This window comes from Polynucleobacter sp. JS-JIR-II-c23 (assembly GCF_035011225.1).
In the GTDB taxonomy this organism is placed as follows: domain Bacteria; phylum Pseudomonadota; class Gammaproteobacteria; order Burkholderiales; family Burkholderiaceae; genus Polynucleobacter.
In genome coordinates, this window is the sequence record NZ_JAYGQT010000001.1 from 1577323 (window position 1) to 1604072 (window position 26750).

Consider the following 26750-nt stretch of genomic DNA (forward strand, 5'->3'; position numbering starts at 1 on the left):
TCAAACACCACGCAAAACCTTACCCCCACCAGTTATAATCTAATCCCCACCCCTTATTCTTAATAACTCTTATTACGAGATTTATTAAATTTGACGCAAATAGTGGTGGTTTTTGGTGATTTACTGGGTAAATTTAATTAATTTGAGATGGGGATGACAGGCATAGTTGAAATGCTATTTTGGAATTAGTAAACCATCTTTGTATTCGTAGTCAGCTAACGCATTACTCACCATCTTCTCTTCTGTTGTATGGTAATAAGTCTTTTCAATTTGCGTAATACTTGTGCCACACATCTCTGCAACTGCGGCAGGAGGTAAATTACTATTCACACGCTTTGTAATAAAGTAGTGTCTAAAACTATAGGGCACTAAATCACGTGTTTCTAAATTCTTTATTTTTGCAAGTTTCAATAATTTATCAAAGTGATAGCCAATTGCACGGGGAGTTATAGGATTTTTATTATTAGCACTAAACATTAGGTTATCACCCAAACGCATTTGCATATCCTTTTCTTTTACATCCTCACCAAGCCTGCCAATCTGTAACTTAAGTAACCCAGCAAAGTAGCCAGTATCTTTAATAACGACTTTTCTTGTTTTTCTAACCTTACTTGTCTCACCTCTTATAGTTATTTTTAGTAAGTCAAATTTCTTATTACGTGCTTCTTTATGCTCCATCTCTTCAATATCACTCCAACGTAGTTGTAACTGTTCTCCACGTCGTAAGCCTGTAATTGAGTTAAATCCTAAGTAATAGCCTGTTATAGCTTGTACTAAATTTTCATCATTACTTAAGTCTTTTTCTGCGTCCTCAATGTAGCTATCTAATTCATCAGCAATAGCCTTAAATTCAGCATCTGTAAATAAGTCTCTTCTATTTTCCTCTTTACCTCTATCTAATTTAGGTAATTTCTTAAAATCAAACCCATCTATATAAGTTTCTTTACGCTTATACAACCAAGCCATCATTGCATTAATCGTGCTTTGCTCATTCTCAACTGTAGTCTGGCTTATTTTTAAACCCTTCTTAGTCTTAGTTCGTTCAGCAAAGTAATTTTCGCAATCTGTGCGCTCTAATTCTTTAAGTTTTGTATCTTTTTTAACGTGATTAAGCCAATGCTCTAAGTGTGTGCTAATTGTGCTGTATCTACCTTTAACAATCAGTTCTGCTTCTACGTCTTTTTGTCTTTGCTCCAAATACATAGCAACACCATCTTTTGTTGTTTTGGAAAAGTAACTTTTACCCTGCATTTGCAAAGCCATAAGTTCGTGATAGTGCAACTTAGCTTTATCTTCTGCTGTACTTCTGCTTTTAGTCTTTAAGCTAAAACGTGCGTATTTGCGTTCTTTAGCAAGCCAAATCCTAAATTGCCAATAATTTCCACGCTTGTAAATAACAGCGTCGTCAAATATCGCTATTTCGTCTTCGTTAAATTTAATTTTTTTGGACGGCATTGTGAGCTTTGAGTAACTACAGTTTTGAATAGCTACGGTGCTGTGTAGCTTTATGTGTAACTGTAAATTATTAAGCTAAGAAAAACAATGACTTAATGATTTTTGTGAAACTTTTGTGTAAGTAAAATATCTATATAAATCAACTACTTAGATTAAAATTCTCACTCCCATTCAATCGTTGCAGGCGGTTTTCCGCTGATGTCATATACAACTCGATTGATGCCGCGCACTTCATTGATGATGCGGTTGGAAACCTTACCTAACAACTCATGCGGCAAGTGAGCCCAATGCGCAGTCATAAAGTCTTGGGTTTGAACCGCCCTGAGAGCAACAACATATTCATATGTTCTGCCGTCGCCCATGACACCGACAGACTTCACTGGCAAAAAAACAGCGAACGCTTGACTAGTAAGGTCATACCAAGATTTTTGACTAGCTTCATCAATCGTATTGCGCAGCTCTTCAATGAAAATGGCATCAGCACGTTGCAACAAGCTAGCAAATTCTGCCTTAACTTCACCTAGTATGCGCACGCCAAGACCTGGGCCTGGGAATGGATGGCGATATACCATCTCGCGGGGAAGACCTAAGGCCACTCCAAGTTCGCGGACCTCATCCTTGAAGAGCTCACGCAAGGGCTCGAGCAATTTGAGATGCATGTCTTCAGGCAAGCCGCCAACGTTATGGTGACTCTTAATGGTGTGAGCGCCCTTCTTGCCCTTGCCAGCAGACTCAATCACGTCCGGATAAATGGTTCCTTGAGCTAGCCATTTGGCATTGTGAATCTTCCCAGACTCAGTCTGAAAAATTTCTACAAATTCTTTACCGATGATCTTGCGCTTGGCTTCTGGATCAGCAACACCAGCCAACTCACCCATGAATTTCTCTTTAGCATCGACACGAATTACCTTCACACCCAAATTCCGCGCGAACATTTCCATCACCATGTCGCCTTCATTCAGACGAAGCAGGCCATGATCCACAAATACGCATGTGAGCTGATCGCCAATCGCACGATGAATTAAGGCCGCAGCAACACTAGAGTCAACGCCGCCAGACAAGCCTAGAATGACTTCTTCATTGCCGACTTGTTTGCGAATATTCTCAACCGCTTCTGCAATGTAATCACCCATTACCCAGTCCGGTTTGCATTGGCAAATCTCGTGCACAAAGCGCTCAATGATTGCAGTGCCTTGAATGGTATGAGTGACTTCTGGATGAAACTGAAATGCATAGAAGCGACGCTCTTCATCCGCCATGCCGGCAATTGGGCAAGACTCAGTAGAGGCCATTAACTTAAATGTAGGTGGCATTGAGGTGACTGAGTCACCATGACTCATCCATACCTTCAAAATCCCATGACCTTCACTGGTGGAGAAGTCCTGAATGCCTTTAAGCAAATTTGTGTGCCCATGAGCGCGCACTTCGGAGTAACCAAACTCACGCGCTTTACCCAAAGACTCTGCGGAAGCAACTGTGCCACCTAATTGGGTAGCCATGGTTTGCATGCCGTAGCAAATCCCCAAAACAGGCACGCCAAGCTCAAAAACGATTTGGGGTGCACGGGGACTACCGTCTTCAGTGACGGAACTTGGGCCGCCAGAAAGAATAATGCCTTTACCACCCTGTTCCTGAACAAACTTACGAATGAATTCAGGATCGCAATCGTAGGGATGGATCTCTGAATACACGCGTCCATCACGTACACGCCGAGCAATGAGTTGAGTTACTTGCGAACCAAAGTCGAGAATCAGTATTTTGTCGTGCACGAAAGGAACAGCCCTAATTTAAGTCTTAATCAATATGGTAATTTGGCGCTTCTTTAGTGATCTTCACATCATGAACGTGCGACTCACGCACGCCAGCTGAAGTGATTTCTACGAAGTTAGCTTTTTCATGGAGCTCATCAATGGTCTTGCAACCGAGATAGCCCATAGAAGAACGAATACCGCCAGTGAGTTGATGCAAGATTGCCAACACGCTACCTTTGTATGGCACCTGACCTTCAATACCTTCTGGTACTAACTTTTCTGCATTCGCAACAATATCGCTCTGGAAGTAACGATCAGCAGAGCCATCCGCCATCGCGCCCAAAGAGCCCATACCGCGATAGCTCTTGTAAGAACGTCCTTGGTATAAGAACACTTCGCCTGGAGCTTCTTCAGTGCCAGCGAACATGCCACCCATCATGACCGAACTAGCGCCAGCCGCTAATGCTTTTGCAACGTCACCGGAGTAACGTATGCCACCATCAGCAATTAATGGAATACCAGTGCCCTTAAGTGCAGTTGCCACATTCACAATCGCAGTGATTTGTGGAACGCCAACGCCAGCAACAATACGTGTTGTACAGATTGAGCCAGGACCAATACCCACCTTGACACCATCAGCACCATGATCAGCCAATGCCTTAGCAGCATCACCAGTAGCAATGTTGCCACCAATCACTTGCACATGGGGGTAGTTTTTCTTAACCCATTTCACTCGATCCAATACGCCTTGGCTATGGCCATGAGCAGTATCTACAACGATCACATCGACACCAGCGCGCACCAATAACTCAATGCGCTCATCGTTATCAGGGCCAACGCCTACTGCGGCACCAACGCGTAATTTACCTTCGCTATCTTTACAAGCATTCGGGTGTTCAGTTGCCTTGAGAATGTCTTTAACAGTAATGAGGCCGCGCAGTTCAAACTTGTCATTGACAACGAGTACGCGCTCTAAACGATGCTGACTCATTAAACGCTTTGCTTCTTCTAATGAGCAACCCTCTTTCACAGTAATCAAACGCTCACGCGAAGTCATCTTGGTTTTTACTGGAGCATCTAAGTCTTCTTCGAAACGCAAATCGCGATTCGTAATAATGCCAACAACCTCTTTACCAACCAGAACTGGGAATCCTGAGAAACCATGTTCACGAGAAAGTTGGATCACCTGACGCAAAGTCACATCTGGACTAATCGTGATTGGATCACGTAGTACGCCAGATTCATACCGTTTTACTTTAGCCACTTCACGCGCTTGCTCAGCAGGCTTTAAGTTTTTATGAACGATGCCAATGCCACCTTCACTAGCCATGGCGATTGCCAAACGACCTTCAGTGACGGTATCCATAGCTGCGGACACCAATGGTGTATTGAGTGAAATATCTCGAGTTAACTTACTTGCCAAGCTGGCATCTCGAGGGAGTACCGATGAATAAGCCGGTACGAGGAGCACATCGTCAAAAGTGAGTGCTTTTTGAATGAGTCGCATGCAAAACCCCTAGTCGCAAAAACAGATTATAGCCTCCTAGCCTTTCTTTTAGCTGCGGCAGCCTGGAATTTGGCGTCCTGGTTCTGATTGGCCTTTTTCCGTCGAACTGTTTTAGGGTCAATTAATAGCGAGGAATAGAGCTCTAGGCGATCCCCAGCATAAATGGGGCTATCCCAATCCTTACGCTTGCCAAAGACCCCAAAGCAGCCTTTTCTGGCCAAAACAGGGTCATCTGGGCCAACTGCGATCCCAGCCCTAATGAGGGCTAGGCCAACTGTAGGCAACTCGTCCGCTGACAGAAGGAGCTTGAACGGCTTCAGCTCTGGCTCACCCTGCCTGGCATCACAGAGCATGAGATCAAGTGAGCGCTCAGCCATAGAGATCTTCGGCACGTTTTACAAAGCAATCCACAAAGGTGCCGGCTATATGGCCAAATACTGGGCCAATAATCTTGTCCAGAATGACGCTCTTAAACTCCCAGTGCAGCTTGAACTCCACCTTACAAGCATCTTCCCGCAAGGGGATAAAGTTCCATTGCCCAGAAAAGTGCTTAAAAGGGCCATCTACAAAGACCATATCAATCGTTTCAGGGCGGTGATTCACATTCCGCGTATGAAAATACTGGGTAATGCCTTTGAAATGAATATTGATTTTGGCGTCGAGCACTGTTTCAGTCTGCTCAAAAATTTCCACGCCACCACACCAAGGCAAGAACTCAGGATAGCGGGCGACATCGGTCACTAAGCCGTACATACGGTCGGCTGATTGGCCAATTAAAACGGTCTTGTAGACGTCTGCCATAATCGTTCTTGAGAGCTAAATAAATATGAGTATCGTCGATAACAAAAAAGCCTTCTTTGATTATTTTATCGAGGAGCGCTTTGAGGCAGGGCTTGTGTTGGAAGGCTGGGAAGTGAAAGCCATCCGCGCAGGTCGCGTGCACGTCAAAGAAGCGTATGTTGTCATTCGCCAGGCGGAGCTATTTTTGATCGGCTGCCATATCACCCCCCTGCTGTCAGCCTCTACCCATATCGTTCCAGACAGTACTCGTACTCGCAAGCTCCTTCTGAATGCGATCGAAATTAAAAAACTCATTGGCAAAGTAGAGCAAAAGGGCTACACCCTGGTGCCGCTAAACCTACATTTCTCCAAAGGCAATGTGAAATGCGAGATTGGCCTCGCTAGAGGTAAAAAGCAGCATGACAAACGCGCAGCCACTAAAGAACGTGAGTGGGAAGTGCAAAAAGGTCGCATTGCCAGAGGCGATTTAAACGCTTAATCCCATAAAAACTGGGGTAGACTAGCCTTAGGGCAAAGATTTAAGCATTTATGCACTTTAATGGTGCATTTCAGCACCAAGCCGCTTCAAATCGTTCCTTCCAGCTTTTATAAAGGCATTAGTTTGGTAACTATGAAATTGCCTTTTGACGAAATGCTCGACGCCGCAGGCAAAGCGCGTCCCCACTACCAAATCTTTCACAACTGGCTGAAGCAGCAAAGTGACACCCTCATGGGTCTCAAGCGCGCTGAAGCAGACCTGATCTTTAGGCGCGTAGGCATTACCTTTGCCGTCTACGGAGATGACCTGGGGTCGGAAAGAACGATTCCATTTGATCAAGTGCCGCGCATCTTTACCGCCAAAGAATGGGAGCAACTTGAAGCGGGATTACGTCAACGTGTCAAAGCACTCAATCGCTTTATCTACGACGTGTATCACGATGAAGACATTATTAAAGCAGGCATTGTTCCAGCCGAACAGATTTATAACAATGCGCAATATCGCCCTGAGATGCGCAACGTCAACATACCGCGCGACATCTACGCGCAAATTGCTGGAATCGATATCGTTCGCGCCGGTGAAGGTGAGTTTTACGTTTTAGAAGATAACTTGCGCGTTCCTTCTGGCGTGTCTTACATGGTTGAAGACCGCAAGATGATGATGCGACTCTTTCCAGATCTCTTTCAGAAATATCGCATTGCTCCTGTAGAGCACTATCCAGATCTTTTATTGGAATGCCTCAAGTCTGTGAAGCCGGATGACGTTAAAAAACCAAACGTTGTTGTGTTGACTCCTGGTATGTATAACTCGGCTTACTTTGAGCACAGCTACCTCGCGCAGCAGATGGGGGTTGAGTTGGTAGAAGGCAAAGACTTATTTGTAAAGAATGAGCAAGTCTTTATGCGCACCACTCAAGGACCTGAGCGCGTTGATGTGATCTATCGTCGCGTTGATGATGACTTCTTGGATCCATTGGCATTTCGCTCTGATTCCACTTTAGGCGTCGCGGGCCTCTTATCTGCACACCGTGCTGGTAACGTGACACTGGCAAATGCAATTGGTACCGGTATTGCCGACGACAAATCCATCTACCCATACGTTCCCGAGATGATTGAGTTTTATCTTGGTGAGAAACCGATTCTCAATAACGTTCCTACATTCCAGTGCCGTAAGGCAGATGACTTAGCTTACACATTAGCTAATCTAGATAAGCTGGTGGTGAAGCTGACCCATGGTGCTGGTGGTTATGGCATGTTAGTCGGTCCAGCATCAACCAAAGCAGAGATTGAAGAATTTAGAACTCACCTTATCGCCAATCCAGATAAATATATCGCGCAACCTACATTAGCGTTATCCACCTGCCCCACCTTTGTTGAGTCAGGCGTTGCACCAAGACATATCGACTTAAGGCCTTTTGTTCTTTCAGGCAAAACCATCAAGATGGTTCCCGGTGGATTGACTAGGGTTGCACTCAAAGAAGGTTCTTTAGTAGTGAACTCCTCCCAAGGTGGCGGAACTAAAGATACCTGGGTATTGGAAGAGTGAATGAAGAGTATGGGGAATAAGAAAATATGTTGAGTCGTACCGCTGATTGTCTTTATTGGATGGCCCGTTATACAGAGCGCGCAGAAAATACTGCCCGCATGCTCGATGTAAACCATCAAACATCCCTACTTCCACAGCCTGCAGAGTTTTTAGAGCAGAGCTGGAAAAAATTACTCACGATTTCTAAGCTGGAGGAAGCTTTCCTCAGCAAATACGATGTCGTTAATCGTGAGAATGTTTTGGACTTCATGATTTATGAAACCAGCAATCCCTCTAGTATCGTTTCTTGCCTGTTTGCTGCGCGTGAGAATGCCCGCGTTATTCGCGGCAAGATTACCTCTGAGGTTTGGGAAACCCAGAACACCACCTGGCTTGAGCTGCAACGTATCTTAGAAGCAAGGCATCAGGCGGATCCTAGCCGCCTTTTGGAATGGGTAAAGCACCGCTGCCATCTGTTTAGAGGCGTCCTCTATGGCACGATGCTCAAGAATGAAGCTTTCTACTTTATCAACGTGGGAACCTTGCTAGAGCGCGCCGACAACACCGCACGTATTCTGGAAACTAAATATGAAGACCCAGCAGCACTGCGGGTTCTTGGCGCCAAGAAATCCTCGGAAGATGGCACTGATGGTGAATTCTTTGACTTCTATCACTGGGCAGCTTTACTGCGCTCCGTCTCCGCATTTGAAATCTATCGTCAAATCTATTCTGATCAAGTTACACCAAAACAAGTCGCACAACTACTGATCTTCAATAAACAGATGCCGCGATCCTTAGTGTGCTGCGTCAATGAACTCATTCCCCTTATTTCGGAAGTAAAGAATCAACAATCAAAGGAAATAGAACGTTTACTTGGCAAACTCAAGGCCAGCCTAGATTATTCAGACATTGATGAGGTTTTCGAACAAGGCCTAGAAGAATTCATTGAGAGCTTCTTGGAGCGCATCAATCATGTGGCTGATGAGTTCAGTAGTGCTTACCTCATACCACTAGCTGTTGCCTAAGAAATCAACTATATGCATCTTAAAATTCGCCATCGCACAGAATATCGCTATGAAGCCCCGGTGCGTTATTCCATACAAGAGTTGCGCTTGACCCCGCCAACCGTTGCAGGACAGCAGGTTGATAAATGGAAGATCAGCACGCCAATTAAAGCCTCGAATTCAATAGATACATTCGGGAATGCCTGTAGCGTATTCGTCCAAGAGAGTCCTTACACCTCGATGATGATTGAGGCAGAAGGCGAAGTGCATACGCAAGATGCATTTGAATTTATTGATGAGGCTAAAGCAGTTTCGCCCTACTATCTTTTACAGCAAACTAATCTCACTGAACCTACAGATGAAATGTTGGATTATTTCTCTTATGGTATTCCAAAGAAAAATTCAGTTGATCAAGTACTAAAACTCGCTGAGGCAGTTCAAGGCTTGATTGTGTACTCTCCTGGCCAAACGAACTTTGCTACGACTGCAGCTCAATCCTTCGCCATGAAATCTGGCGTATGCCAAGACCATGCCCACATCATGTTAGCTCTTTGTCGAGCTTCTGGCGTACCCGCAAGATATGTCAGCGGCTACTTCTTTGCAGAAGAGTCCCCTAATCTTGCTAGCCATGCCTGGATCGACTTCTGCAGTGATATCGATAAAGGTATCTGGACCGGCGTAGATATCACCCACGCCTGCTTAGTTGACTCACGTCATATTCGCCTTGCCATTGGTAGAGATTATTATTCCGCCGCTCCTGTTAAAGGGGTGCGCTCTGGCGGCGGCGGAGAAGAACTTAGCGCTAACATTTCGATTCAACAGTTGCCATAGCAACCCTCTGGGATATTTAAGAGATAATTCCAGGAAATAATGAAGAGGGTCTGTGTATGACGTATTGCGTTGGTCTTTGCCTTAAAGATGGTCTTGTTTTCTTATCTGATACCCGGACAAATGCCGGCGTAGACCAAGTTGGCACCTTTAGAAAGATGTCTTTGTTTCAAGACAAGGATCGCTTCTTTACATTAATGAGTGCCGGCAATCTCGCCATTACTCAGTCCGTTAAAGAAATCCTGCTTCAAGGACAGCTTTTTAAGGGCAAGAACCTTTGGATAGCCAAAAACTCATACGAAGCCGCAGTTGTTGTGGGTGACGCCATTAAACAAGTCTATGAACGCGATCATGCTGCACTTGAAAAATCGGGGCTTGAATTTAACTGCAATATGATTTTTGGTGGTCAAGTGAAAGGCGAGAAACCCCGCCTATTTAATATTTACTCGGCAGGGAACTTTATTGAGGCTACTCCCGAGACTTGCTATTTCCAGATTGGTGAATCCAAGTACGGCAAGCCCATCTTGGATCGCGTGCTGAATTTTAATACGCCACTTAACCTGGCAACCAAATGCGCCCTCATCTCGATGGACTCCACTCTGAAAAGTAATATTTCGGTTGGGTTGCCTCTGGATATGCTGGTTTATGAAAAAAATTCTCTGAAAGCCACGAAGCTCGTCACTCTAGATGATGCAAACCCCTATTTCGCAATGATCCATCAAGCATGGGGCGAGAAACTACGCGAGGCCTTTAATTCCATAGCGGAACCCAGTTGGAGCGGCGCTCATAAATCGAGCGATATCTCCACTCCCGCTAAAAAAATGGGGATTGTTCCTATCAATCATCCGCCATCTAAGGCAAGAGCTCAAAAGGCCACAAGAACAACTAAGGCCACTCCCGTAAATAAGGCGGCAAAGAAAGTTTTGCCGAAGAAGGCGACTGCAAAGAAAAAGTAAGTTTCCAATATTGAAGCGTTGGATGCATTGGTAAACAAAAAGGCCTAGAAAAAATCTAGGCCTTGTGCTTTAATGCTATCCGCTATGGTTTAGGCTTTTAAGTTCTTACCTAACATCTCCCAGGTAGCCACTACGCTATCTGGATTTAATGAGATTGAAGTGATTCCCTTCTCAACCAACCAACGAGCAAAGTCTGGATGATCTGAAGGGCCTTGACCGCAAATACCGACATATTTATTTTGCTTGCGGCAAGCATCAATTGAACGTGCAATCATGAACTCAACCGCTGGATCGCGCTCATCAAAGTCGATAGCCAACAATTCCATACCGGAGTCACGATCTAGGCCCAGAGTTAATTGAGTCATGTCGTTTGAGCCGATTGAGAAACCATCAAAGTACTCAAGGAACTGATCAGCCAAAATCGCATTAGATGGGATCTCACACATCATGATCAGACGCAAACCATTCACACCACGCTTGAGACCAAACTTCTCCATCATGTCGATCACGCGCTTAGCCTGATTGATAGTGCGCACAAATGGAACCATGATTTCTACGTTGTCCAAGCCCATATCTTCACGAACACGCTTCATTGCAGCGCACTCGAGAGCAAAAGCCTCGCCGAAATCTTCAGATACATAACGTGATGCACCGCGGAAGCCCAACATTGGGTTTTCTTCATCAGGCTCGTAACGTGAACCGCCAATTAACTTCTTATATTCATTGGATTTGAAGTCTGACAAACGAACGATCACTGGTTTTGGATAGAAAGCAGCGGCAATCGTTGCTACACCTTCAACCAACTTATCTTCATAGAACTGACGCGGGCTAGCATAGCCACGAGCAACACTCTCTACGGCGCGCTTGAGGTCAGGATCAATATTTGGATATTCCAATACAGCACGTGGATGCACGCCAATGTAGTTATTGATGATGAACTCAAGACGAGCCAAGCCAACGCCAGCATTTGGAATCTGACAGAAATCAAATGCCAACTGAGGATTGCCGATATTCATCGTGATCTTCACTGGAATCTCAGGCAACACACCGCGGGATACTTCAGTGACTTCAGTTTCGATCAAGCCATCATAAATATGACCTTCATCACCTTCGGCGCAAGAAACGGTCACCATCATGCCGTCTTGTAAATGCTCAGTCGCATCGCCGCAACCAACCACTGCAGGTACGCCTAATTCACGGGCAATAATCGCTGCGTGACAGGTACGTCCGCCACGATTAGTCACAATCGCTGAAGCACGCTTCATGACTGGTTCCCAGTTCGGGTCAGTCATATCGGCAACCAAGACATCGCCTGGTTGAACTCGATCCATCTCGCTTGGGTCACGAATAATGCGTACAGGACCAGCGCCAATCTTTTGACCAATCGCACGACCTTTTGCCAATACCTTTGAGCTGCCCTTCAACTTGTAGCGCATCTCTACTTGGCCGGCAGCCTGACTCTTTACAGTCTCAGGGCGGGCTTGCAAGATATAGATACGACCATCTTGACCATCCTTACCCCACTCGATGTCCATTGGACGACCGTAGTGTTTCTCAATGATCACTGCATATTTAGCCAACTCAGTGATATCGGCATCCTCCAAAGAGAAGCGGTTACGCTTTTCTGGGGTGACATCAACAGTTTGTACTTTTTCTGCAGAGCCTTTGGGGGCAAATTGCATTTGAATTAACTTTGAACCCAAGGAGCGGCGAATGATCGCCTTCTTATCTTGAGCCAAAGTGGTTTTGAATACATAAAACTCGTCCGGGTTCACTGCACCCTGAACAACAGTCTCACCCAAGCCATAGCTAGAGGTAATGAAAACCACATCCTCAAATCCAGACTCGGTATCCAGAGTAAACATTACGCCAGCAGCGCCCAAGTCAGAGCGGACCATGCGCTGAATACCGGCAGATAAGGCTACTTCAGCGTGGGCGAAGCCCTTGTGAACACGATAGGAGATCGCACGATCGTTATACAAAGAAGCAAATACTTCACGAATTTTCTTGAGAACATCATCAATACCTTCTACGTTCAAGAAAGTTTCTTGCTGACCTGCAAAGGAAGCGTCTGGTAAGTCTTCGGCAGTCGCTGATGAACGAACCGCAAATGAGCCTTTGCCAGAATCATCCAACACTGCAAATGCTTTACGAATTTCTTCATCCAACTTTGGCTGAAATGGCGCTGTTTCGATCCAGTTACGGATTTCCGCACCAGCTTGCGCCAATGCACGCACATCATCAATATTCAAACCTTCTAAACGCTGCTGAATGCGCTCAGTCAAATTGTTGTACTTTAGAAAGTCACGGAATGCTAACGAAGTCGTTGCAAAACCTGTAGGAACTCGAACCCCAGTAGAAGCTAACTGAGAAATCATCTCTCCTAATGACGCATTCTTACCGCCAACTGATTCAACATCAGTCATGCGGAGTTGTTCAAAAGGCAAAACATAGGCATCAGCCATACTGCTATTTTGTTGCTGTTGGTTGGACATAAAATACTCTCAAAAGATAAGGAAACTGGTGTAGCGGCCACCCTAAAGAGGGCATGCTTTAATATGATTCTATTGTAGTGCTGACCCTGACTTTTAAGCCAAATCCATGTCTAACGAAACCCGCATTGTTTTTATTGTCTCTGACGGCACCGGCATTACTGCCGAGAACTTCAGCCAGTCGATTTTGGCCCAATTTGAGGCCACTTTTAAGCATATTCGGGTGCCTTTTGTGGATAGTGTGGATAAGGCCCACGATGCCGTAAGCAGCGTCAATCAGGCGGCTGCTAAATATGGGGTGCAACCCATCGTTTTCACTACTTTGGTGAACTCTGAGCTCAATGCAATCGTGGCCAAGGCGAATGGGCTGATTTTGGACATGTTCCAGACCTTTGTAGCCCCTCTGGAAGAGGCCTTAGGCATGAAATCCACCCATGCCATGAACCGCCTTCACCATAATGCCGATACCGAGGCCTACAAGAACCGGATTGAGGCCATCAACTATTCCCTGGCCCATGACGATGGCCAGTCCAATCAAAACCTGGCTGAAGCCGATGTCATTCTGATTGGCATCTCCCGGGTGGGCAAAACGCCAACCAGCCTCTACCTGGCAATGCAATATGGACTCAAGGCGGCTAACTACCCCCTGATACCGGAAGATTTCGAACGAGGACAACTTCCGAAGGATTTAGTCCCATATCGCCAAAAAATCTTTGGCCTGATGATTGATGCTGAAAGACTCTCGGAGATTCGCAATGAACGCAGACCCGGTAGCAATTACGCCAAGTTAGAAAACTGTCGCTATGAAATCAATGAAGCAACGGCAATGATGAAAAAGCAATCCATCCCTTGGGTGCTTACTACCAGCAAATCCATTGAAGAGATTGCTACTACTGTTCTGCAGGCAATCAAGTCCGATAAGACGATACTGGGTTAACAAATCTAGCGACTGAGAGATACAAAAACCACCTAGGGGTGGTTTTTTGCATTACAGCTACCTACCCGAAACAACTGCATGAGTGCTAGATATAGCACCCTTGGCGCCCAACGATACAGAATTGAATCCAGAGCTGGTTACATCCAAGTTATATTCACCACTATTTGATAGCTGTGTAATTCTGAAAGATAGCTTATCCGCCACCAGACTTGGAATTACTGACGTCATCCTATATCCAGTCCCAGTAAATCCAGTCAGAGGAATTTCCACGAAATTAGTAGCCCTATTAACCCAACCAACACCTCCCGATACTTTATCGATCGCATATAGCCTGAGATTCATTAGGCCGCTAGTGTCATAGAAGTCAGACTTCACTATTGATACAAAAACCTTATTCTTAGTCTCATACACCAAGGTTGGGCTATAGCCAGCCACTGGCAAAAGATTTGTTACTACCTCAACATCGGGGTTGTAATTTCTATCACTTGCATTAATTAATTTTTGCGTACTTCTCGTAATTAAATTACCTCGATCTGAACTACCCGGCCAATCCTTGATCCAATAAATAGTAGACAAGTCATCACTAATGCCGGCTGTACCAAAAAATGAAATACTCGTTGGGCCGTAATCCTCAAAAGACACTGCACCGCCTGAGACAATACCCTTAATTAATAGGCTACCGTAGTATTGGCCTGCAAAGCTTTGGTAGCGATTGACGCTTGCAATAATATAGAAAGATTTCGTAGAAGAACTTTGGGATCCTGAAAAAATAATGTTTTGAGATCCGCCATCCGTAATAGTTTCACCGCCCACAGATAAGTTAGCCTTAGCCCATTTAAATAAAGGCGAATTAGCCTCATCATATCCATAGGATATCGCGCTATTAACCAATACCACTTGTTGGCCGCTTATACCTGGAAATGTTGGGGCCACGCCGACATAGTAGGTATATAGTCTTCGAGATCCAACCTGTCCCGCCAACTCCGCATGCGTGACAATCATGTCACCATTTTCCAGTTGCTGATACCCATCAAACCCTAGTGTTCTTGGGTTCACGGATTCTTTTAGGTATGCAAGCAGGCCAACCGGTTCAGTACCCGATAGATCAATTCTATATACACCGTCATAGCCACCAGACTTGGAATAATCATCACCAAAAGCAATGAAAAAGTATTTACCATTTTGGGTTATTTTTCCCCCCAGGGATTTCAGACTAGCGATGCCAGCAAATGCCTGATTAAACTTTAGATTAGGTTTGCCTGCTTTAGCCAGAATGTCTACTGGAATGCCCAGCGAGAGGCAATAAATCTTACCGCCAGCCTTTGGAATCATGGCAATGTCACACTGCTTATCACCTTGGTATAAATTCTTAGCCTGTACAGCAATGTAGTTTCCGACTTCTTGTGAGCTCGTAAAGCACGGTTTGTCATCCACACTACCAGTTATTTGAACAACCTTATAGCTATCAACAGAAGAACCTGTGGAAATTGCTACAGGCTTTGTATTGTCATTACATGCTTGCAGATTATCGGCATATGCATTCGAGAAAGGATTAATGCGACCCATGCCATATATCAACTTATCAAAGAATGAAGCGTTGCTAACAACCGTACCGTCAACTTTTGTAGTATCGGCAAATGTATTTTTATAGGAACTCAGATCCATTACCGTTGAACTGAGTTGCACTGTAGATGTAGTTGCTGTACTACTCGAACCAGAACTCGATCCGCCACCTCCACCACCACAGGAAATCAAGATTGCAGCTGACAAAAATGCAGCGATTGTCATAAATACTCTGAATTTCATGGCTACCCCACTAATAAGTATTTGCAAATATTAATAATAATTTTTAGAAGTAGCAATCATGCACTGCAATAAGCTGTAGAACTTAATCAAAAAAAAATACCTAGGCACTCTTGACCTGAAGTGTTCAAGCAAAAATCGGGGTCTAGTATTTACCCTTGCCTTACTCGTAAGGTCTCAAATAGGCAGACCGCTGCGGCTGTAGAGACATTCAGAGATTCCACTCTTGGATCAATCGGGATTGACACTCCTTTGGCTTGAGCAAGCAAATCGTCTGATACGCCCTGCCCTTCGCTACCCATTACCCAGGCGACTGGGTGGAGTAACTCTTTTTTCAGGGAATAAAGATCTTGCTTTGCATCTGCTGTAGCTGCAAGTAATGGGGCCGTAACTGCACTCAGCAATTGCTGATTGGACCAGCCCTCATATAAATCTAGAAGTTTGTGAGCGCCCATACCTGCGCGCAATACTTTTGTAGACCACAGATGAGCGCAGCCTGATAAAGCGATGACTTGGGTAAAGCCTGCGGCTGCCGCAGTGCGCAGAATAGAGCCAACGTTACCCGCATCTTGCACTCGGTCCAGTATCACCACGTCACCACCAAAGTTTGCAATAGATTGAGGTGTTATGAGAGTAGATTTTGGAAGATCAAGTAAACCAGCAATATGCGGTGCATTCACTAAATCAGAAAGCAAGTCCCAGAGAACACTATCTAACTGAACTACCTTAGTTTCCGGACAGATCTCGAGATGTTCGTAGACGGCTTGTGAGATTTCAGCATTCTTCAAACCAATTTCTGAAGTAAGCAATGTCTTTAAGGCTGGATCACCCACCCAAGTCTGAACCAGATGAATACCCTCCAATAATGCTTGGCCGCTAGCGAGCCTAGCCTTCTGCCCCTTAGATCCAGTGACCTGTAGGTTACGAATCTCTTTAAACAAAGGATTCTCTTTGGAGGTGATGAGATCGAAGTTCATAGATTAGTGGTTTTGATTTTCTAAAACTTTTCGTACCGGCGAAAAACTTCTTCTGTGTTGATCGCATGCGCCGTATTGTTTAAGCGCAGCAAAATGGGCTTCCGTTGGATAACCCATATGTTGAGCAAATCCATATTCTGGATGGCGTTCATGCAATATCTGCATCTGGCGATCACGAGTGACTTTGGCAACTATCGATGCCGCTGAAATTGCAGGCTCCTTAGCATCACCCTTCACAATCGCTTCTGCAGCAATCGGTAACTCCGGACAACGGTTGCCATCAATCAATGCTTTATCAGGCCAAGCGCCTAAGCGAGTGGTGAGATCTTCGATTGCCCTGCGCATTGCCAGCATCGTGGCCTGCAAAATATTAATGCTATCAATTTCAGCTGGGCTAGCTTCACCAACGCCCCAGGCTTTTGCCTTTTCCATGATCTGCTCATAGAGATATTCGCGACGAACAGCAGTTAACTTCTTGGAGTCTTTTAAGCCCTCAATTAGATTATTAGGATCGAGTACTACAGCACCAGCAACTACTGCACCAACCAGTGGCCCACGCCCTGCTTCATCGACACCGCAGACCCAAATAAGACTCATACGCTTGTTTTGTTCTTGCGATTATTGGCGATCGTCTGAGCTATCGCTTGCGCAACCAATAAACCCGTAGGACGACGCAAAGTTTCATGCATCTGCGCAAAACGTTCTTTCAGTTTGGCAACTTTAGCCGGATTCTCCAACCAGGCTTGTACGGCATTAGCCAATTTTTCTGGAGTGGCATCATCTTGCAGGAGTTCAGGTACAACAAACTCGCCGCATAAGATGTTTGGCAAACCTACATAGGGCATGTAGCCTTGGCGTTTCATAATTTGAGCAGTTAGCCAAGGCACCTTATAAGAAATCACCATTGGTTTTTTCCATAGGGCAGCTTGCAAAGTGGCTGTACCACTAGCAATTAGTACAACATCCGATGCCTCTAGCACCGCATCGGCCATCCCATCCAGAAGATGAATCTGTATCTCTGGATTGCTATTTTTTGTCTTGAGTAAAAGCTGCTCAAGAGGCTCACGTAATCGTGGTGTCGCTACCGGAATTAAAAAGTGAAGCCTCTGACCTTTTAATCTCTCCGATAGGATCTGCATGGTTTCAAAAAAGACGGGGGCCATGAGCTCAATCTCTGATCCACGGCTTCCAGGTAAGACAGCAATTACCAATCCTTCAAGGGAGGTAGTAGGAATTTTAAGGTGTTTACTTAATTTTTCTCGCGCTTGCTCAATATTAGGTTCAAGCGGAATTTCACTAGCCAGTGGATGACCAACATAAGTCGATGCTACACCAGCTTTGTCATAAATTTCAGTTTCAAAGGGGAAGATGCACAGCATGCGCTCTACCGCTTGGGAGATCTTCTTGATGCGTCCTGCTCGCCATGCCCAAATAGAAGGCGAGACTAAATGCAAAGTGGGGATACCTGCTTTGCGTAATTGCAGTTCGACACCCAAATTAAAATCCGGGGCATCAATACCCAGATAAACGTCTGGGCGACCCTCATTCAGGAGGTTTTGAATCAATTCTTTACGCAGTTTCAGAATAGCTGGAAGCTGCTTAATAGCCTCTACATAACCTCGCACACTTAAGGTTTCCATAGGCCAATCGGAGCGCATACCCTCGGCTTGCATGCGAGGACCCCCGATTCCATAAACCTCAAGACCGGCCATATCCGGAATTTGATTTAGCGCACTAAGTACTGGCGCCGCTAGTAGATCGCCAGAAGGTTCGCCAGCTACACAAGCTAACTTTGGCAAAGTATTTCCGTTACCGAATAATGCCGCGTGTGGAGGCGGCAATAAAGTCATGGAACTGTGCTAATTTTTCGGCAGTAGCGGCATCAGCAGATGATGCTACAACCATCTTCTGAATCTCTAATTTAGCGTCCTCAAAACTGAGGCCATCCTTATAGAGCACCTTGTAGGCTTGGCGCAAGGCAGAGATAGTTTCGTTTGAGAAACCGCGGCGCTTTAAACCCTCAACGTTAATACCATGAGGAGAGGCCTTGTCTCCGGCAGCAATTACGAATGGTGGGATATCTTGCACTAGCGCAGAAGCACCGCCCAACATCGCATGCTGACCGATGCGAACAAATTGATGCACACCAGACATGCCTCCCATGATGGCCCAATCTTCAACCTGAACATGGCCAGCTATTTGTGCATTGCTTGAAAAAATCGTGTGATTACCGACCTGACAGTCATGCGCAATATGCACATACGCCATGATCCAGTTGTCGTTACCAATGCGAGTAATGCCTTCGTCTTGCGATGTGCCTGTATGAATCGTTGTGAACTCACGAACCGTGTTGCGATCACCAATAATCAACTGCGTTGGCTCGCCACGGTATTTCATATCCTGCGGTGGACCACCAATAGCTGCAAAGTGAGCAAAGGTATTTTGAGCGCCGATGGTGGTGTAACCCTCAATCACTGTATGAGAACCTACTTTGGTAGCGGCGCCGATCTTTACATTAGGACCAATGACAGAATACGGGCCAATCTCAACATCACTAGCCAGCTCAGCCTTGCTGTCCACTACAGCGGATGCATGAATCAGAGTCATTACGCGCCTTTCGTACGAACCGCACAAGTAATATTAGCCTCTGCAGCAATCTCACCATCTACGGTTGCCTTGACAGCAAACTTGTAAATACCAGCACGACCTCGCTCTAGTGTGGCGGTCATGATTAACTGATCGCCAGGCAGAACAGGCTTTTTAAAGCGCGCGCCATCAATACCGGCAAAGTAATAGATTGCATCTTCCGCGCGCTCTTCAGAGAATGTGAGCAAAGCAGCGGTTTGAGCTAAAGCCTCAATAATTAATACACCAGGCATGACTGGAAAATCTGGGAAATGGCCCTGAAAGAAAGGCTCATTCATGGTGACGTTTTTTAATGCGGTGATGCTTTCACGCGGAGTAATTTCTAATACGCGATCTACCAATAGAAATGGGTAGCGATGCGGTAGCAATTGAAGAATCTTATTGATGTCGATTGCGATTGGTGTACTCATAAATAACCCGCTAAAAAGTAAATAATAATTTTGGTTTTACAGAATCTCAAGACTCTGTGTTTTTGTTTTTATCTAACAAGCGCAAGCGCTGACGTATTTTATCTAGCCCACGCAAAATAGCCGCGTTTTTCTCCCAAGCACCGTGAAGCATTGATGGATAAACACCTGTGTAATGCTGCCCAGGCTCTGTAATAGACCGAATAATGGAAGTATTACCAGACACCGTCGTTCTGTCGGCAATCGTGAGATGGCCTGCAAAGTTTGCGGCGCCACCTATGATGCAGAAGTTACCGATTTTTGTACTTCCAGAAATAGCAGCACATCCAGCGACAACGCAGCAATTACCTATCACTACGTTATGCGCGATTTGCACCTGATTATCAATTTTTGTTCCTGCGCCAATAACCGTGTCACTCATTGCACCACGATCAATCGTGGTTGAGGCGCCAATCTCCACATCATTGCCAATAACCACTCGCCCTGTCTGGGGAATCTTGACCCACTCACCACCCGTTGTAGAAAAATCAGGGGCAAAACCAAAACCATCAGCACCAATGACTGCGCCGCTATGAATAATGCAACGCTCGCCAATTTGAGTATTGTAGTAAATGGAAACCGATGGATAGATCAAGGTATCGCTGGCAATAACACTATCTTTGGCAATGGTGGCATTTCCCAGAATCGAAACACGTTCGCCTAACTTTACGCCTGCGCCAATCTGAACAAATGGTCCAATGTGACAGGAAGATGGAACGCTTGCAGTGGAATCAATGACTGCACTAGGATGAATTCCGGGAGCGTAGATTGGGCTACTTGCTTTTGCAAAGTGTTGCGCCATTCTTGCGAATGTAGCATATGGATTTTTAGAAACAAAGTACACCCGCTTTGCAGAATGCGCACTAGGATTTGCCTGCAAAAACTCTAAATCAGACTCGCCAACAATCAAAGCCCCAGCAGCGCTATCGTTTGCTTGCTGTCTATAAAGGGGATTGGATAGGAAGGATATCTGATCTGGCTGCGCTCGCTCCAAAGGAGCGAGGCCAGTAAATCCGTGGGAAGCCTCCCCCACCAAGCTTGCTTGAAACTGTTCGGCCAGCTCAATGGCGGTCGGCATAAAGCTTACTTCTGGCTATTTAAAGCCTTGATAACGTCATCGGTTACATCTGCCTTAGGGCTGACATAAGCTGCTTCTTGAACAATGACATCAATTTTTCTTTGTTCTGCAATTTGCTTCAACACTGCATTTGCTTTCTCTGCAATCTTGGCGCGCTCTTCGAAAGTACGCTGATTGAGATCTTCAGTAAATTCGCGTTGCTTACGTTGCAGTTCACGATCTTGATCAGCCAACTCACGTTGGCGACGAACACGCTCAGCTTCGTTCATCACGGCAGCATCACGATCTAACTTTTCAGCAGCAGATTTAATTTTTTGAGCGCTGTCACGCAAATCGTTTTGGCGCTTAGTAAATTCGTTCTGCAAGCGAGTTTGCATTGCTTTTGCTAAGTTGGACTCATTGAAGACTTTCTCAGAGTTCACAACTGCAACGCGCGTTCCTGCATCTTGAGCAAAAACTTGAGGAGTTGCGATTACTGTCATAGCAGCAATCAGGCCAACTCGAATCCATTTAGTAGATTGATAAAGCTTCATAAAACTTTCCTTAAACAATTAAAACGACGTGCCCACTTGGAACTGCAAACGCTGGATATTGTCCGTTGGTTGTGACTTATACGGAATACCATAGCTGAATTTCAATGGCCCAAGCGGTGATATCCATGATAAACCCAATCCGTAGGAGTATCTCAAAACTAAATTGATGTTTTGCCCAAATGCATTACCGCCGTCCACGAAGGTGAATAGGCGAAGGGTTTTATCCACCCCAGAGCCAGGTACGGGGAAGGTGTATTCCACGTTACTAACAATCTTAGACTGTCCGCCTGTTGGCTGGTAAGCGCCAATATATGTGTTGTAGTACTGCGGACCCAAAGAGCCAGGAGAATAACCGCGTACGGAACCAATACCGCCTACATAGTAGTTTTTAGTAATTGGAAATGGATTGTTGCCATACGCCTGCCCATAACCAACCTCACCATTAAAGGACAAAATATTGCCTTTTGAAAAGGAATGGTATTTCTGATACTGGCCATAAATACGGTAAAAAGTGAGATCTCCAACAGGAGTTCCAACTTCGCCTGAGAGTTGCTCCAAAGAACCTGTTGAAGGAATTAATGAGCTATCGCGACCATCACGCGCCCAACCAACAGTTATAGGAACGTTATAAGTTGTTGCGGTACCAGGGTAACCTGGTGAAGGCACCCCATAACTCATCGCATAATTTAGATATGGTATTGGAGTATTTACAGAAGTTTTAATTTGAAAGGCCTCTAGACCGGTTCCAAAAAATACTCTATCCACTTCTGTATACGGCACACCAAATTTAATATTCGATCCAACAGACTTAATCTGATAATCAGGGTCGCCAGCGTAGTACAAAGGCTTAGATGATCGATAGTACAGATCGGTGTAGCGACTAATGCCATCTTCAGTGAAGTATGGGTCATAGTTAGAGAGGGTTAGATTTTGAGTGATCTTACCGAGAGAGGCATTTAATCCAACGGATGTACCGGTACCAAAGGCATTGTCTTGATTAATACCTGCAGACAAAATCAACTTCTCGGTTGAGGAGAAACCTGCACCAACGGTAATTGCTCCTGTTGGCTTCTCAGCTACTTTGACATTGACATCAACTTGGTCAGGAGATCCAGGGACATCCTCTGTAGTGATGTCAGTCTCAGTAAAGTAACCCAAGCGACCTAAACGCTTTTTAGATAAATCGATCTTGTCACTATCAAACCAAGAGCTTTCAAACTGGCGTATTTCGCGGCGAATCACCATATCGCGAGTTTTTGCATTTCCAGAAATAGCTACTTGGCGCACATAAATACGACGGCCAGGATCTACAACCAAGGTAAGGTCCACCTCAGCTATGTCACGACGGATATCTGGCTGAGGGTTAATCGTTGCAAATGCGTAACCATAAGAACCCAGGACCTCAGCAATTGCCTTGGTGCTTTCAGTCAAGCGCGCTGATGAGAAAGTGTCTCCAGGCTTCAACACAATCAACTGCATTAACTCAGCTTCTTTACCTAAGGTTTCACCTGCTAAACGCACATCCTTGACGGTGAATTTTTTACCTTCGCGAATGCTAATGGTGAGGTAGATACCCTTTTTATCAGGGGTAATCGATACTTGAGTGGACTCAATCACAAACTCAAGATAACCACGATTGAGATAATAAGATCGAATGGACTCTAAGTCGGCAGTGAGTTTTTGCTTTGAATAAAGATTGTCTTTACTGTACCAAGATAGCCAACCTCCAGTTTTTAACTGCATCTCGCTTTTTAAAGTACCTTCACTGAACACTTCGTTGCCAATGAAATTAATCTCTTGAATTTTAGCAACAGGGCCCTCGTCGATATTGAAATAGACGGCTACCTGGTTGCGCTCAACCGGGGTCACTGTAGCAACAACCTCCGCTGCATACATACCCTTACCAACGTATTGACGCTTTAATTCTTGCTCTGCTTTATCAATGAGTGCTTTGTCATAAAAACGCGCTTCAGCAACGCCCACTGTTTTTAAGGACTTGCGAACAACCTCAGGATCAAACTCTTTCATCCCAGTAAACTCAATACGAGAGATCGTTGGGCGCTCTTCCACAATCACAATAAGAACATTGCCCTGCTCTTGGATTTGCACGTCCCTGAAGAACCCAGTGCTATACAAGGCCTTAATCGATTCCGCACCCTTTTCTTCATTAAAGGTGTCGCCTACTTGAACAGGTAAATAACTAAATACCGTTCCAGGCTCTACACGCTGCAAACCTTCAACACGAATATCTTTCACTACAAAAGACTCGGCCGCAGAAGCATTCAAACTCAACCCAAGCGCAGAAAATACCAAGAGAAGGGTAATGAAACGGGCAAAAATACGGAAAGAATGTGTCAGAGGATTCAAGGCGAAATATAGCGTTGTAAATCGTTAAACAAGGCCAGTAATGACATAGAAATCAGCAAAATAAAGCCCACTTTTTGGAGCCGCTCCTGCATTGATGTCGAAATCCGCTTACCGGCTACCAACTCCCATGCATCATACAGTAGCTGACCCCCATCAAGCATTGGAAAAGGGAGCAAATTCAGCAAACCAATGCTAATACTCATAAGCGCCAAAAAGGCTAAAAATGGCTGCCACCCTACCTGGGCTGATTTCCCCGCCATGTCCGCAATACTGAGGGGTCCGCCCAGCTGTTTTAAGGAGGTATTTCCGGTGAATAATCCTGCCATTAGCCTTGCAGAAACCTTGGTAATTACCCACACCCTCTTTGAGGCAAAAATGAGCGCATCTATTGGCCCCAACTTCAGGTCCTGCCACTGCCCCAAGGGCGTTAATACCGGCAGAATACCTAGAGCCAACATCGGATCCTGATTAGGACTGATTTTGGGTAAATCCTTGGCATAAAAGGACTTTATTGAGCTTCCACCAGTGGCTGTGGCTAGTTCTAGAGCGAATCCACTCTCTCCAGTAAGTGCATCCATCAAATTCCAGCGCAAGGCATTCCAACTCGGTACAGGGTCAAAATCCCCTAAAAGGGGCGCACCACCCTCCTCGGAACCCAAATTCTGCCAGCCAATCACCCGATCACCCGCTATTACCCCCAGCTTGGCAGCGACAGAATTTTCAGCGGGATTTTGTAAAACGGCAGGTAATTGTGGGGCGCCCGAAATATAGATCAGGGCAAAAAAGACAATCGCTAAAAAGAAATTGGCTAATGGGCCCGCGGCCACGATCAATGATCTCTGCCATAGCGGCTTTTTATCAAACGCCTCAGATTCATCGGCCGCAGTAATCACTTGCTGACGATCTCGACCATCAAGTAATTTCACATAGCCGCCCAACGGAATTGAAGCTAATACCCACTCTGTATTATTTTTTGCATGGTAAGTAAATAGCGGTTTACCAAAGCCAATTGCGAAGCGAAGGACTCGAACGCCACAACAACGAGCAGCAAAGAAATGCCCAAACTCATGAAAGCTAACCAACACGCCCAGGGTTAACAAAAAAGCTGCAAGAGTAATCAATGCCTGCAAAGAATTTCCTTCACCACTACTTGCGCTGCTTGACGAGCGCGAGCATCAACATCCAAAATTAACTCTAGCGAGTCTGCATTAACGGAAGAAATAGTGCTCAACACACTCTCCACCACATGGGGGATTTGCAAATACGGTAGGCCTTCATCTAAGAAGGCTGCTACTGCAACTTCATTGGCGGCGTTCAGAACTGCTGGTGCAGTACCTCCTGCTTTAGCGGCAGCAAACGCCAACGAGAGACAAGGAAAGCGCTCTAACTCTGGATCAGCAAAACTTAAATTCGCCAACTGCGTCAAACTCAATGGAGCTACACCCGCCTCAATACGCTCCGGCCACGCCAGGCCGTAAGCAATAGGGGTTCGCATATCAGGCTGACCCAATTGCGCAAGCACAGAACCATCACGATAACGCACCATCGAATGCACAACGCTTTGCGGGTGAATTAATACTTTAATTTTTTCTAAAGGCAAACCAAATAACCAAAACGCCTCAATCACTTCAAGGCCTTTGTTCATCATCGTCGCAGAATCAACTGAAATTTTTCTACCCATCACCCAGTTAGGATGTGCGCATGCTTGTTCAGGAGTAATGTCAGCCAATTGATCAAGCGGTGTATTTCTGAATGGGCCTCCTGAAGCAGTTAACCATAGCTCTTCAACCCCTAGGCTAGGATTGGGGGCTTTAGAAAATTGACTAGGTAGGCATTGAAAAATGGCATTGTGCTCACTATCGATTGGCAATAATTCGCCACCACCGACCTTCATCGCCTGCATAAATAAATCGCCAGACATTACTAAGGCTTCTTTATTTGCGAGTAGCACTCTTTTGCCAGCTTTTGCAGCAGCTAAGGCGGGCACTAATCCTGCAGCACCCACAATGGCAGCCATGACAGTATCGCAATCAGATTCAGTAACGGCCTTGACTAAAGCTTGCGGTCCATACAAGACCTGCGTATTTATTTTTTTCTCGAGCAAAATCTTGCTTAAACGAGCGGCACCATCGGCATCCGCCACTACCGCAATGGTTGGCTTAAATTCGGCACACTGCTCAGCCAGTAAATCTACCTGCTTTGCTGCGGTAAGCGCAACCACCTTGAAGCGATCTGGGTGGGCACGAATCACATCGAGCGTGTTAACGCCAATGGAGCCAGTTGAGCCTAGGATCGCGACCTTCTTGACTGACATTACACAAATCCCGCTAAGAGCGCTGCGATGGGCATTGCTGGGATCAAGGCATCCACCCGATCCAACACTCCGCCATGACCTGGTAATAAATGACTGGAATCTTTAACGCCAGCTAAACGCTTTAACTGAGATTCAAATAAGTCCCCAAAAATACTGAAGGCTGTTAATACGGTCACCATCAGGAACATGGGAACCCAACCAAAGCGGATAGCCCATGCTCCAAACAAAGTCGATTCAAAGGGCAAGAAGTAAACGCATAAGAACGCATAAACATAGCAGAGTATTAAACCGCCAATAGCACCTTCAATCGATTTACCTGGACTAATTTGCACAGCAAGCTTACGTTTACCAAACGCCTTGCCGACAAAGTAAGCACCAATATCGGCAACCCATACTAGAGCCATGCTGCTAAGTAAAAAGATCAGCCCTAACTCGCGCAAAAACACTAATGCAAACCAGGTGGCTGGCAACAAAATTAAGCCGAGCACAACATAGAAAGGTCGTAGCTTTTCCAGCGACAAATTCATGCCTTTAGCCAATATAAATGGCGCAACGAAGAACCAGAAAATGACAGCTAGTAGTAATAAGGCAAATTGCCAGGAGGCATTTTGCATCCCCAACAGAAACAAAATAATGGCCAAGCAAAATAATGCGTATAGCCAGGCTGCACGCCCTGCCTCAGGTGCTAGTAAGCGACTCCATTCCCAAGCGGCAGCCAACAATGCCACCAAAAAGAATACACCAACATACATTGCCGGGAGTAAAAACAGAATAGGCAGCAATACCGTCAATAGAACAAGGGCGGTAATAACTCGGGTTTTTAACATGAGGGATTGAGCTTAGTAATTGGCAG

General features: G+C 45.5%; 24 protein-coding genes. 6 read left to right on the forward strand and 18 right to left on the reverse strand.

From position 1 onward, the window contains the following. Nucleotides 1-174 precede the first annotated feature (174 nt). The 5 genes from VC159_RS08050 to VC159_RS08070 form a co-directional block, all read right to left on the reverse strand. Nucleotides 175-1455 (reverse strand): tyrosine-type recombinase/integrase, encoded by a 1281-nt coding sequence (locus VC159_RS08050; protein ID WP_323473269.1) that lies wholly within the window; start codon nucleotides 1453-1455, stop codon nucleotides 175-177. A gap of 161 nt (nucleotides 1456-1616) precedes the next feature. Continuing rightward, nucleotides 1617-3224 carry a glutamine-hydrolyzing GMP synthase gene (guaA, locus tag VC159_RS08055; RefSeq protein ID WP_323473270.1) on the reverse strand — a complete coding sequence of 536 codons (1608 nt, stop codon included), beginning with the start codon at nucleotides 3222-3224 and terminating at the stop codon, nucleotides 1617-1619. Nucleotides 3225-3249: 25 nt separating this feature from the next. After that, complete coding sequence (guaB, locus tag VC159_RS08060; RefSeq protein WP_323473271.1) at nucleotides 3250-4713, reverse strand: IMP dehydrogenase; 1464 nt, start codon at nucleotides 4711-4713, stop codon at nucleotides 3250-3252. A gap of 26 nt (nucleotides 4714-4739) precedes the next feature. Continuing rightward, on the reverse strand, nucleotides 4740-5090 hold the full coding sequence (locus VC159_RS08065; protein ID WP_215359570.1) for an RnfH family protein: 351 nt from the start codon (nucleotides 5088-5090) through the stop codon (nucleotides 4740-4742). Then, a complete protein-coding gene (locus tag VC159_RS08070) occupies nucleotides 5083-5514 on the reverse strand; it encodes a type II toxin-antitoxin system RatA family toxin (RefSeq protein WP_215359568.1) in 432 nt (143 codons plus the stop codon). The genes VC159_RS08065 and VC159_RS08070 overlap by 8 nt, the downstream gene beginning before the upstream one ends. A gap of 25 nt (nucleotides 5515-5539) precedes the next feature. Here VC159_RS08070 and smpB point away from each other — a divergent pair, with 25 nt between their 5' ends. From smpB to VC159_RS08095, 5 genes are all read left to right on the forward strand, one after another. Beyond that, the gene (smpB, locus tag VC159_RS08075) at nucleotides 5540-5992 is read left to right on the forward strand and encodes an SsrA-binding protein SmpB (RefSeq protein ID WP_046330447.1); all 453 of its coding nucleotides are present in this window, start codon (nucleotides 5540-5542) and stop codon (nucleotides 5990-5992) included. Between the two features lie 132 nt (nucleotides 5993-6124). Further along, entirely contained in the window at nucleotides 6125-7537 is a 1413-nt protein-coding gene (locus tag VC159_RS08080; RefSeq protein ID WP_215359567.1) for a circularly permuted type 2 ATP-grasp protein, read from the forward strand. Between the two features lie 26 nt (nucleotides 7538-7563). Next, nucleotides 7564-8541 carry an alpha-E domain-containing protein gene (locus tag VC159_RS08085; protein ID WP_215359565.1) on the forward strand — a complete coding sequence of 326 codons (978 nt, stop codon included), beginning with the start codon at nucleotides 7564-7566 and terminating at the stop codon, nucleotides 8539-8541. A 12-nt stretch (nucleotides 8542-8553) separates the two neighbouring features. After that, nucleotides 8554-9351, forward strand: coding sequence for a transglutaminase family protein (locus VC159_RS08090; protein ID WP_323473272.1), 798 nt, complete (start codon nucleotides 8554-8556; stop codon nucleotides 9349-9351). Between the two features lie 56 nt (nucleotides 9352-9407). Then, the gene (locus VC159_RS08095; RefSeq protein WP_323473273.1) at nucleotides 9408-10304 is read left to right on the forward strand and encodes a peptidase; all 897 of its coding nucleotides are present in this window, start codon (nucleotides 9408-9410) and stop codon (nucleotides 10302-10304) included. Between the two features lie 89 nt (nucleotides 10305-10393). Here VC159_RS08095 and ppsA read toward each other — a convergent pair whose 3' ends face one another. Continuing rightward, nucleotides 10394-12799: a phosphoenolpyruvate synthase gene (gene ppsA, locus VC159_RS08100; protein WP_323473274.1), complete on the reverse strand. Its 2406-nt coding sequence runs from the start codon at nucleotides 12797-12799 to the stop codon at nucleotides 10394-10396. A 106-nt stretch (nucleotides 12800-12905) separates the two neighbouring features. Here ppsA and VC159_RS08105 point away from each other — a divergent pair, with 106 nt between their 5' ends. Next, the gene (locus tag VC159_RS08105) at nucleotides 12906-13733 is read left to right on the forward strand and encodes a pyruvate, water dikinase regulatory protein (RefSeq protein ID WP_072583021.1); all 828 of its coding nucleotides are present in this window, start codon (nucleotides 12906-12908) and stop codon (nucleotides 13731-13733) included. Between the two features lie 57 nt (nucleotides 13734-13790). On the opposite strand, the gene VC159_RS08110 is transcribed toward VC159_RS08105, so the two are convergent. The 12 genes from VC159_RS08110 to VC159_RS08165 form a co-directional block, all read right to left on the reverse strand. Continuing rightward, nucleotides 13791-15539, reverse strand: a complete 1749-nt coding sequence (locus VC159_RS08110; protein ID WP_323473275.1) for a hypothetical protein — start codon at nucleotides 15537-15539, stop codon at nucleotides 13791-13793. Between the two features lie 149 nt (nucleotides 15540-15688). Next, nucleotides 15689-16513 (reverse strand): RNA methyltransferase, encoded by an 825-nt coding sequence (locus tag VC159_RS08115; RefSeq protein WP_323473276.1) that lies wholly within the window; start codon nucleotides 16511-16513, stop codon nucleotides 15689-15691. 3 nt (nucleotides 16514-16516) lie between these two features. Further along, nucleotides 16517-17110, reverse strand: coding sequence for a ribonuclease HII (rnhB, locus tag VC159_RS08120; protein WP_323473277.1), 594 nt, complete (start codon nucleotides 17108-17110; stop codon nucleotides 16517-16519). Next, on the reverse strand, nucleotides 17107-18363 hold the full coding sequence (gene lpxB / locus VC159_RS08125) for a lipid-A-disaccharide synthase (RefSeq protein ID WP_323473278.1): 1257 nt from the start codon (nucleotides 18361-18363) through the stop codon (nucleotides 17107-17109). Before lpxB ends, rnhB begins: the two co-directional genes overlap by 4 nt. Next, nucleotides 18323-19120 (reverse strand): acyl-ACP--UDP-N-acetylglucosamine O-acyltransferase, encoded by a 798-nt coding sequence (lpxA, locus tag VC159_RS08130; protein ID WP_323473279.1) that lies wholly within the window; start codon nucleotides 19118-19120, stop codon nucleotides 18323-18325. The genes lpxB and lpxA overlap by 41 nt, the downstream gene beginning before the upstream one ends. Continuing rightward, on the reverse strand, nucleotides 19120-19569 hold the full coding sequence (fabZ, locus tag VC159_RS08135; RefSeq protein WP_072583028.1) for a 3-hydroxyacyl-ACP dehydratase FabZ: 450 nt from the start codon (nucleotides 19567-19569) through the stop codon (nucleotides 19120-19122). Before fabZ ends, lpxA begins: the two co-directional genes overlap by 1 nt. Before the next feature lie 46 nt (nucleotides 19570-19615). Further along, a complete protein-coding gene (lpxD, locus tag VC159_RS08140; protein ID WP_323473280.1) occupies nucleotides 19616-20683 on the reverse strand; it encodes a UDP-3-O-(3-hydroxymyristoyl)glucosamine N-acyltransferase in 1068 nt (355 codons plus the stop codon). A gap of 5 nt (nucleotides 20684-20688) precedes the next feature. Continuing rightward, nucleotides 20689-21216, reverse strand: coding sequence for an OmpH family outer membrane protein (locus tag VC159_RS08145; RefSeq protein WP_215359547.1), 528 nt, complete (start codon nucleotides 21214-21216; stop codon nucleotides 20689-20691). A gap of 18 nt (nucleotides 21217-21234) precedes the next feature. Beyond that, complete coding sequence (bamA, locus tag VC159_RS08150; RefSeq protein ID WP_371743866.1) at nucleotides 21235-23583, reverse strand: outer membrane protein assembly factor BamA; 2349 nt, start codon at nucleotides 23581-23583, stop codon at nucleotides 21235-21237. Next, on the reverse strand, nucleotides 23580-24713 hold the full coding sequence (locus VC159_RS08155; protein ID WP_323473281.1) for a M50 family metallopeptidase: 1134 nt from the start codon (nucleotides 24711-24713) through the stop codon (nucleotides 23580-23582). The genes bamA and VC159_RS08155 overlap by 4 nt, the downstream gene beginning before the upstream one ends. After that, complete coding sequence (ispC, locus tag VC159_RS08160) at nucleotides 24701-25897, reverse strand: 1-deoxy-D-xylulose-5-phosphate reductoisomerase (RefSeq protein WP_323473282.1); 1197 nt, start codon at nucleotides 25895-25897, stop codon at nucleotides 24701-24703. Before ispC ends, VC159_RS08155 begins: the two co-directional genes overlap by 13 nt. Further along, nucleotides 25897-26724: a phosphatidate cytidylyltransferase gene (locus VC159_RS08165; protein WP_323473283.1), complete on the reverse strand. Its 828-nt coding sequence runs from the start codon at nucleotides 26722-26724 to the stop codon at nucleotides 25897-25899. The genes ispC and VC159_RS08165 overlap by 1 nt, the downstream gene beginning before the upstream one ends. Between the last annotated feature and the right edge of the window lie 26 nt (nucleotides 26725-26750).

Bases quoted from the DNA above. Each gene is read 5' to 3' on its own strand.
- VC159_RS08050 (WP_323473269.1), bottom strand. From the start codon at position 1,455: ATGCCGTCCAAAAAAATTAAATTTAACGAAGACGAAATAGCGATATTT.
- guaB (WP_323473271.1), bottom strand. From the start codon at position 4,713: ATGCGACTCATTCAAAAAGCACTCACTTTTGACGATGTGCTCCTCGTA.
- VC159_RS08065 (WP_215359570.1), bottom strand. From the start codon at position 5,090: ATGGCTGAGCGCTCACTTGATCTCATGCTCTGTGATGCCAGGCAGGGT.
- VC159_RS08070 (WP_215359568.1), bottom strand. From the start codon at position 5,514: ATGGCAGACGTCTACAAGACCGTTTTAATTGGCCAATCAGCCGACCGT.
- smpB (WP_046330447.1), top strand. From the start codon at position 5,540: ATGAGTATCGTCGATAACAAAAAAGCCTTCTTTGATTATTTTATCGAG.
- VC159_RS08080 (WP_215359567.1), top strand. From the start codon at position 6,125: ATGAAATTGCCTTTTGACGAAATGCTCGACGCCGCAGGCAAAGCGCGT.
- VC159_RS08085 (WP_215359565.1), top strand. From the start codon at position 7,564: ATGTTGAGTCGTACCGCTGATTGTCTTTATTGGATGGCCCGTTATACA.
- VC159_RS08090 (WP_323473272.1), top strand. From the start codon at position 8,554: ATGCATCTTAAAATTCGCCATCGCACAGAATATCGCTATGAAGCCCCG.
- VC159_RS08095 (WP_323473273.1), top strand. From the start codon at position 9,408: ATGACGTATTGCGTTGGTCTTTGCCTTAAAGATGGTCTTGTTTTCTTA.
- ppsA (WP_323473274.1), bottom strand. From the start codon at position 12,799: ATGTCCAACCAACAGCAACAAAATAGCAGTATGGCTGATGCCTATGTT.
- VC159_RS08105 (WP_072583021.1), top strand. From the start codon at position 12,906: ATGTCTAACGAAACCCGCATTGTTTTTATTGTCTCTGACGGCACCGGC.
- VC159_RS08110 (WP_323473275.1), bottom strand. From the start codon at position 15,539: ATGAAATTCAGAGTATTTATGACAATCGCTGCATTTTTGTCAGCTGCA.
- VC159_RS08115 (WP_323473276.1), bottom strand. From the start codon at position 16,513: ATGAACTTCGATCTCATCACCTCCAAAGAGAATCCTTTGTTTAAAGAG.
- rnhB (WP_323473277.1), bottom strand. From the start codon at position 17,110: ATGAGTCTTATTTGGGTCTGCGGTGTCGATGAAGCAGGGCGTGGGCCA.
- lpxB (WP_323473278.1), bottom strand. From the start codon at position 18,363: ATGACTTTATTGCCGCCTCCACACGCGGCATTATTCGGTAACGGAAAT.
- lpxA (WP_323473279.1), bottom strand. From the start codon at position 19,120: ATGACTCTGATTCATGCATCCGCTGTAGTGGACAGCAAGGCTGAGCTG.
- fabZ (WP_072583028.1), bottom strand. From the start codon at position 19,569: ATGAGTACACCAATCGCAATCGACATCAATAAGATTCTTCAATTGCTA.
- lpxD (WP_323473280.1), bottom strand. From the start codon at position 20,683: ATGCCGACCGCCATTGAGCTGGCCGAACAGTTTCAAGCAAGCTTGGTG.
- VC159_RS08145 (WP_215359547.1), bottom strand. From the start codon at position 21,216: ATGAAGCTTTATCAATCTACTAAATGGATTCGAGTTGGCCTGATTGCT.
- ispC (WP_323473282.1), bottom strand. From the start codon at position 25,897: ATGTCAGTCAAGAAGGTCGCGATCCTAGGCTCAACTGGCTCCATTGGC.
- VC159_RS08165 (WP_323473283.1), bottom strand. From the start codon at position 26,724: ATGTTAAAAACCCGAGTTATTACCGCCCTTGTTCTATTGACGGTATTG.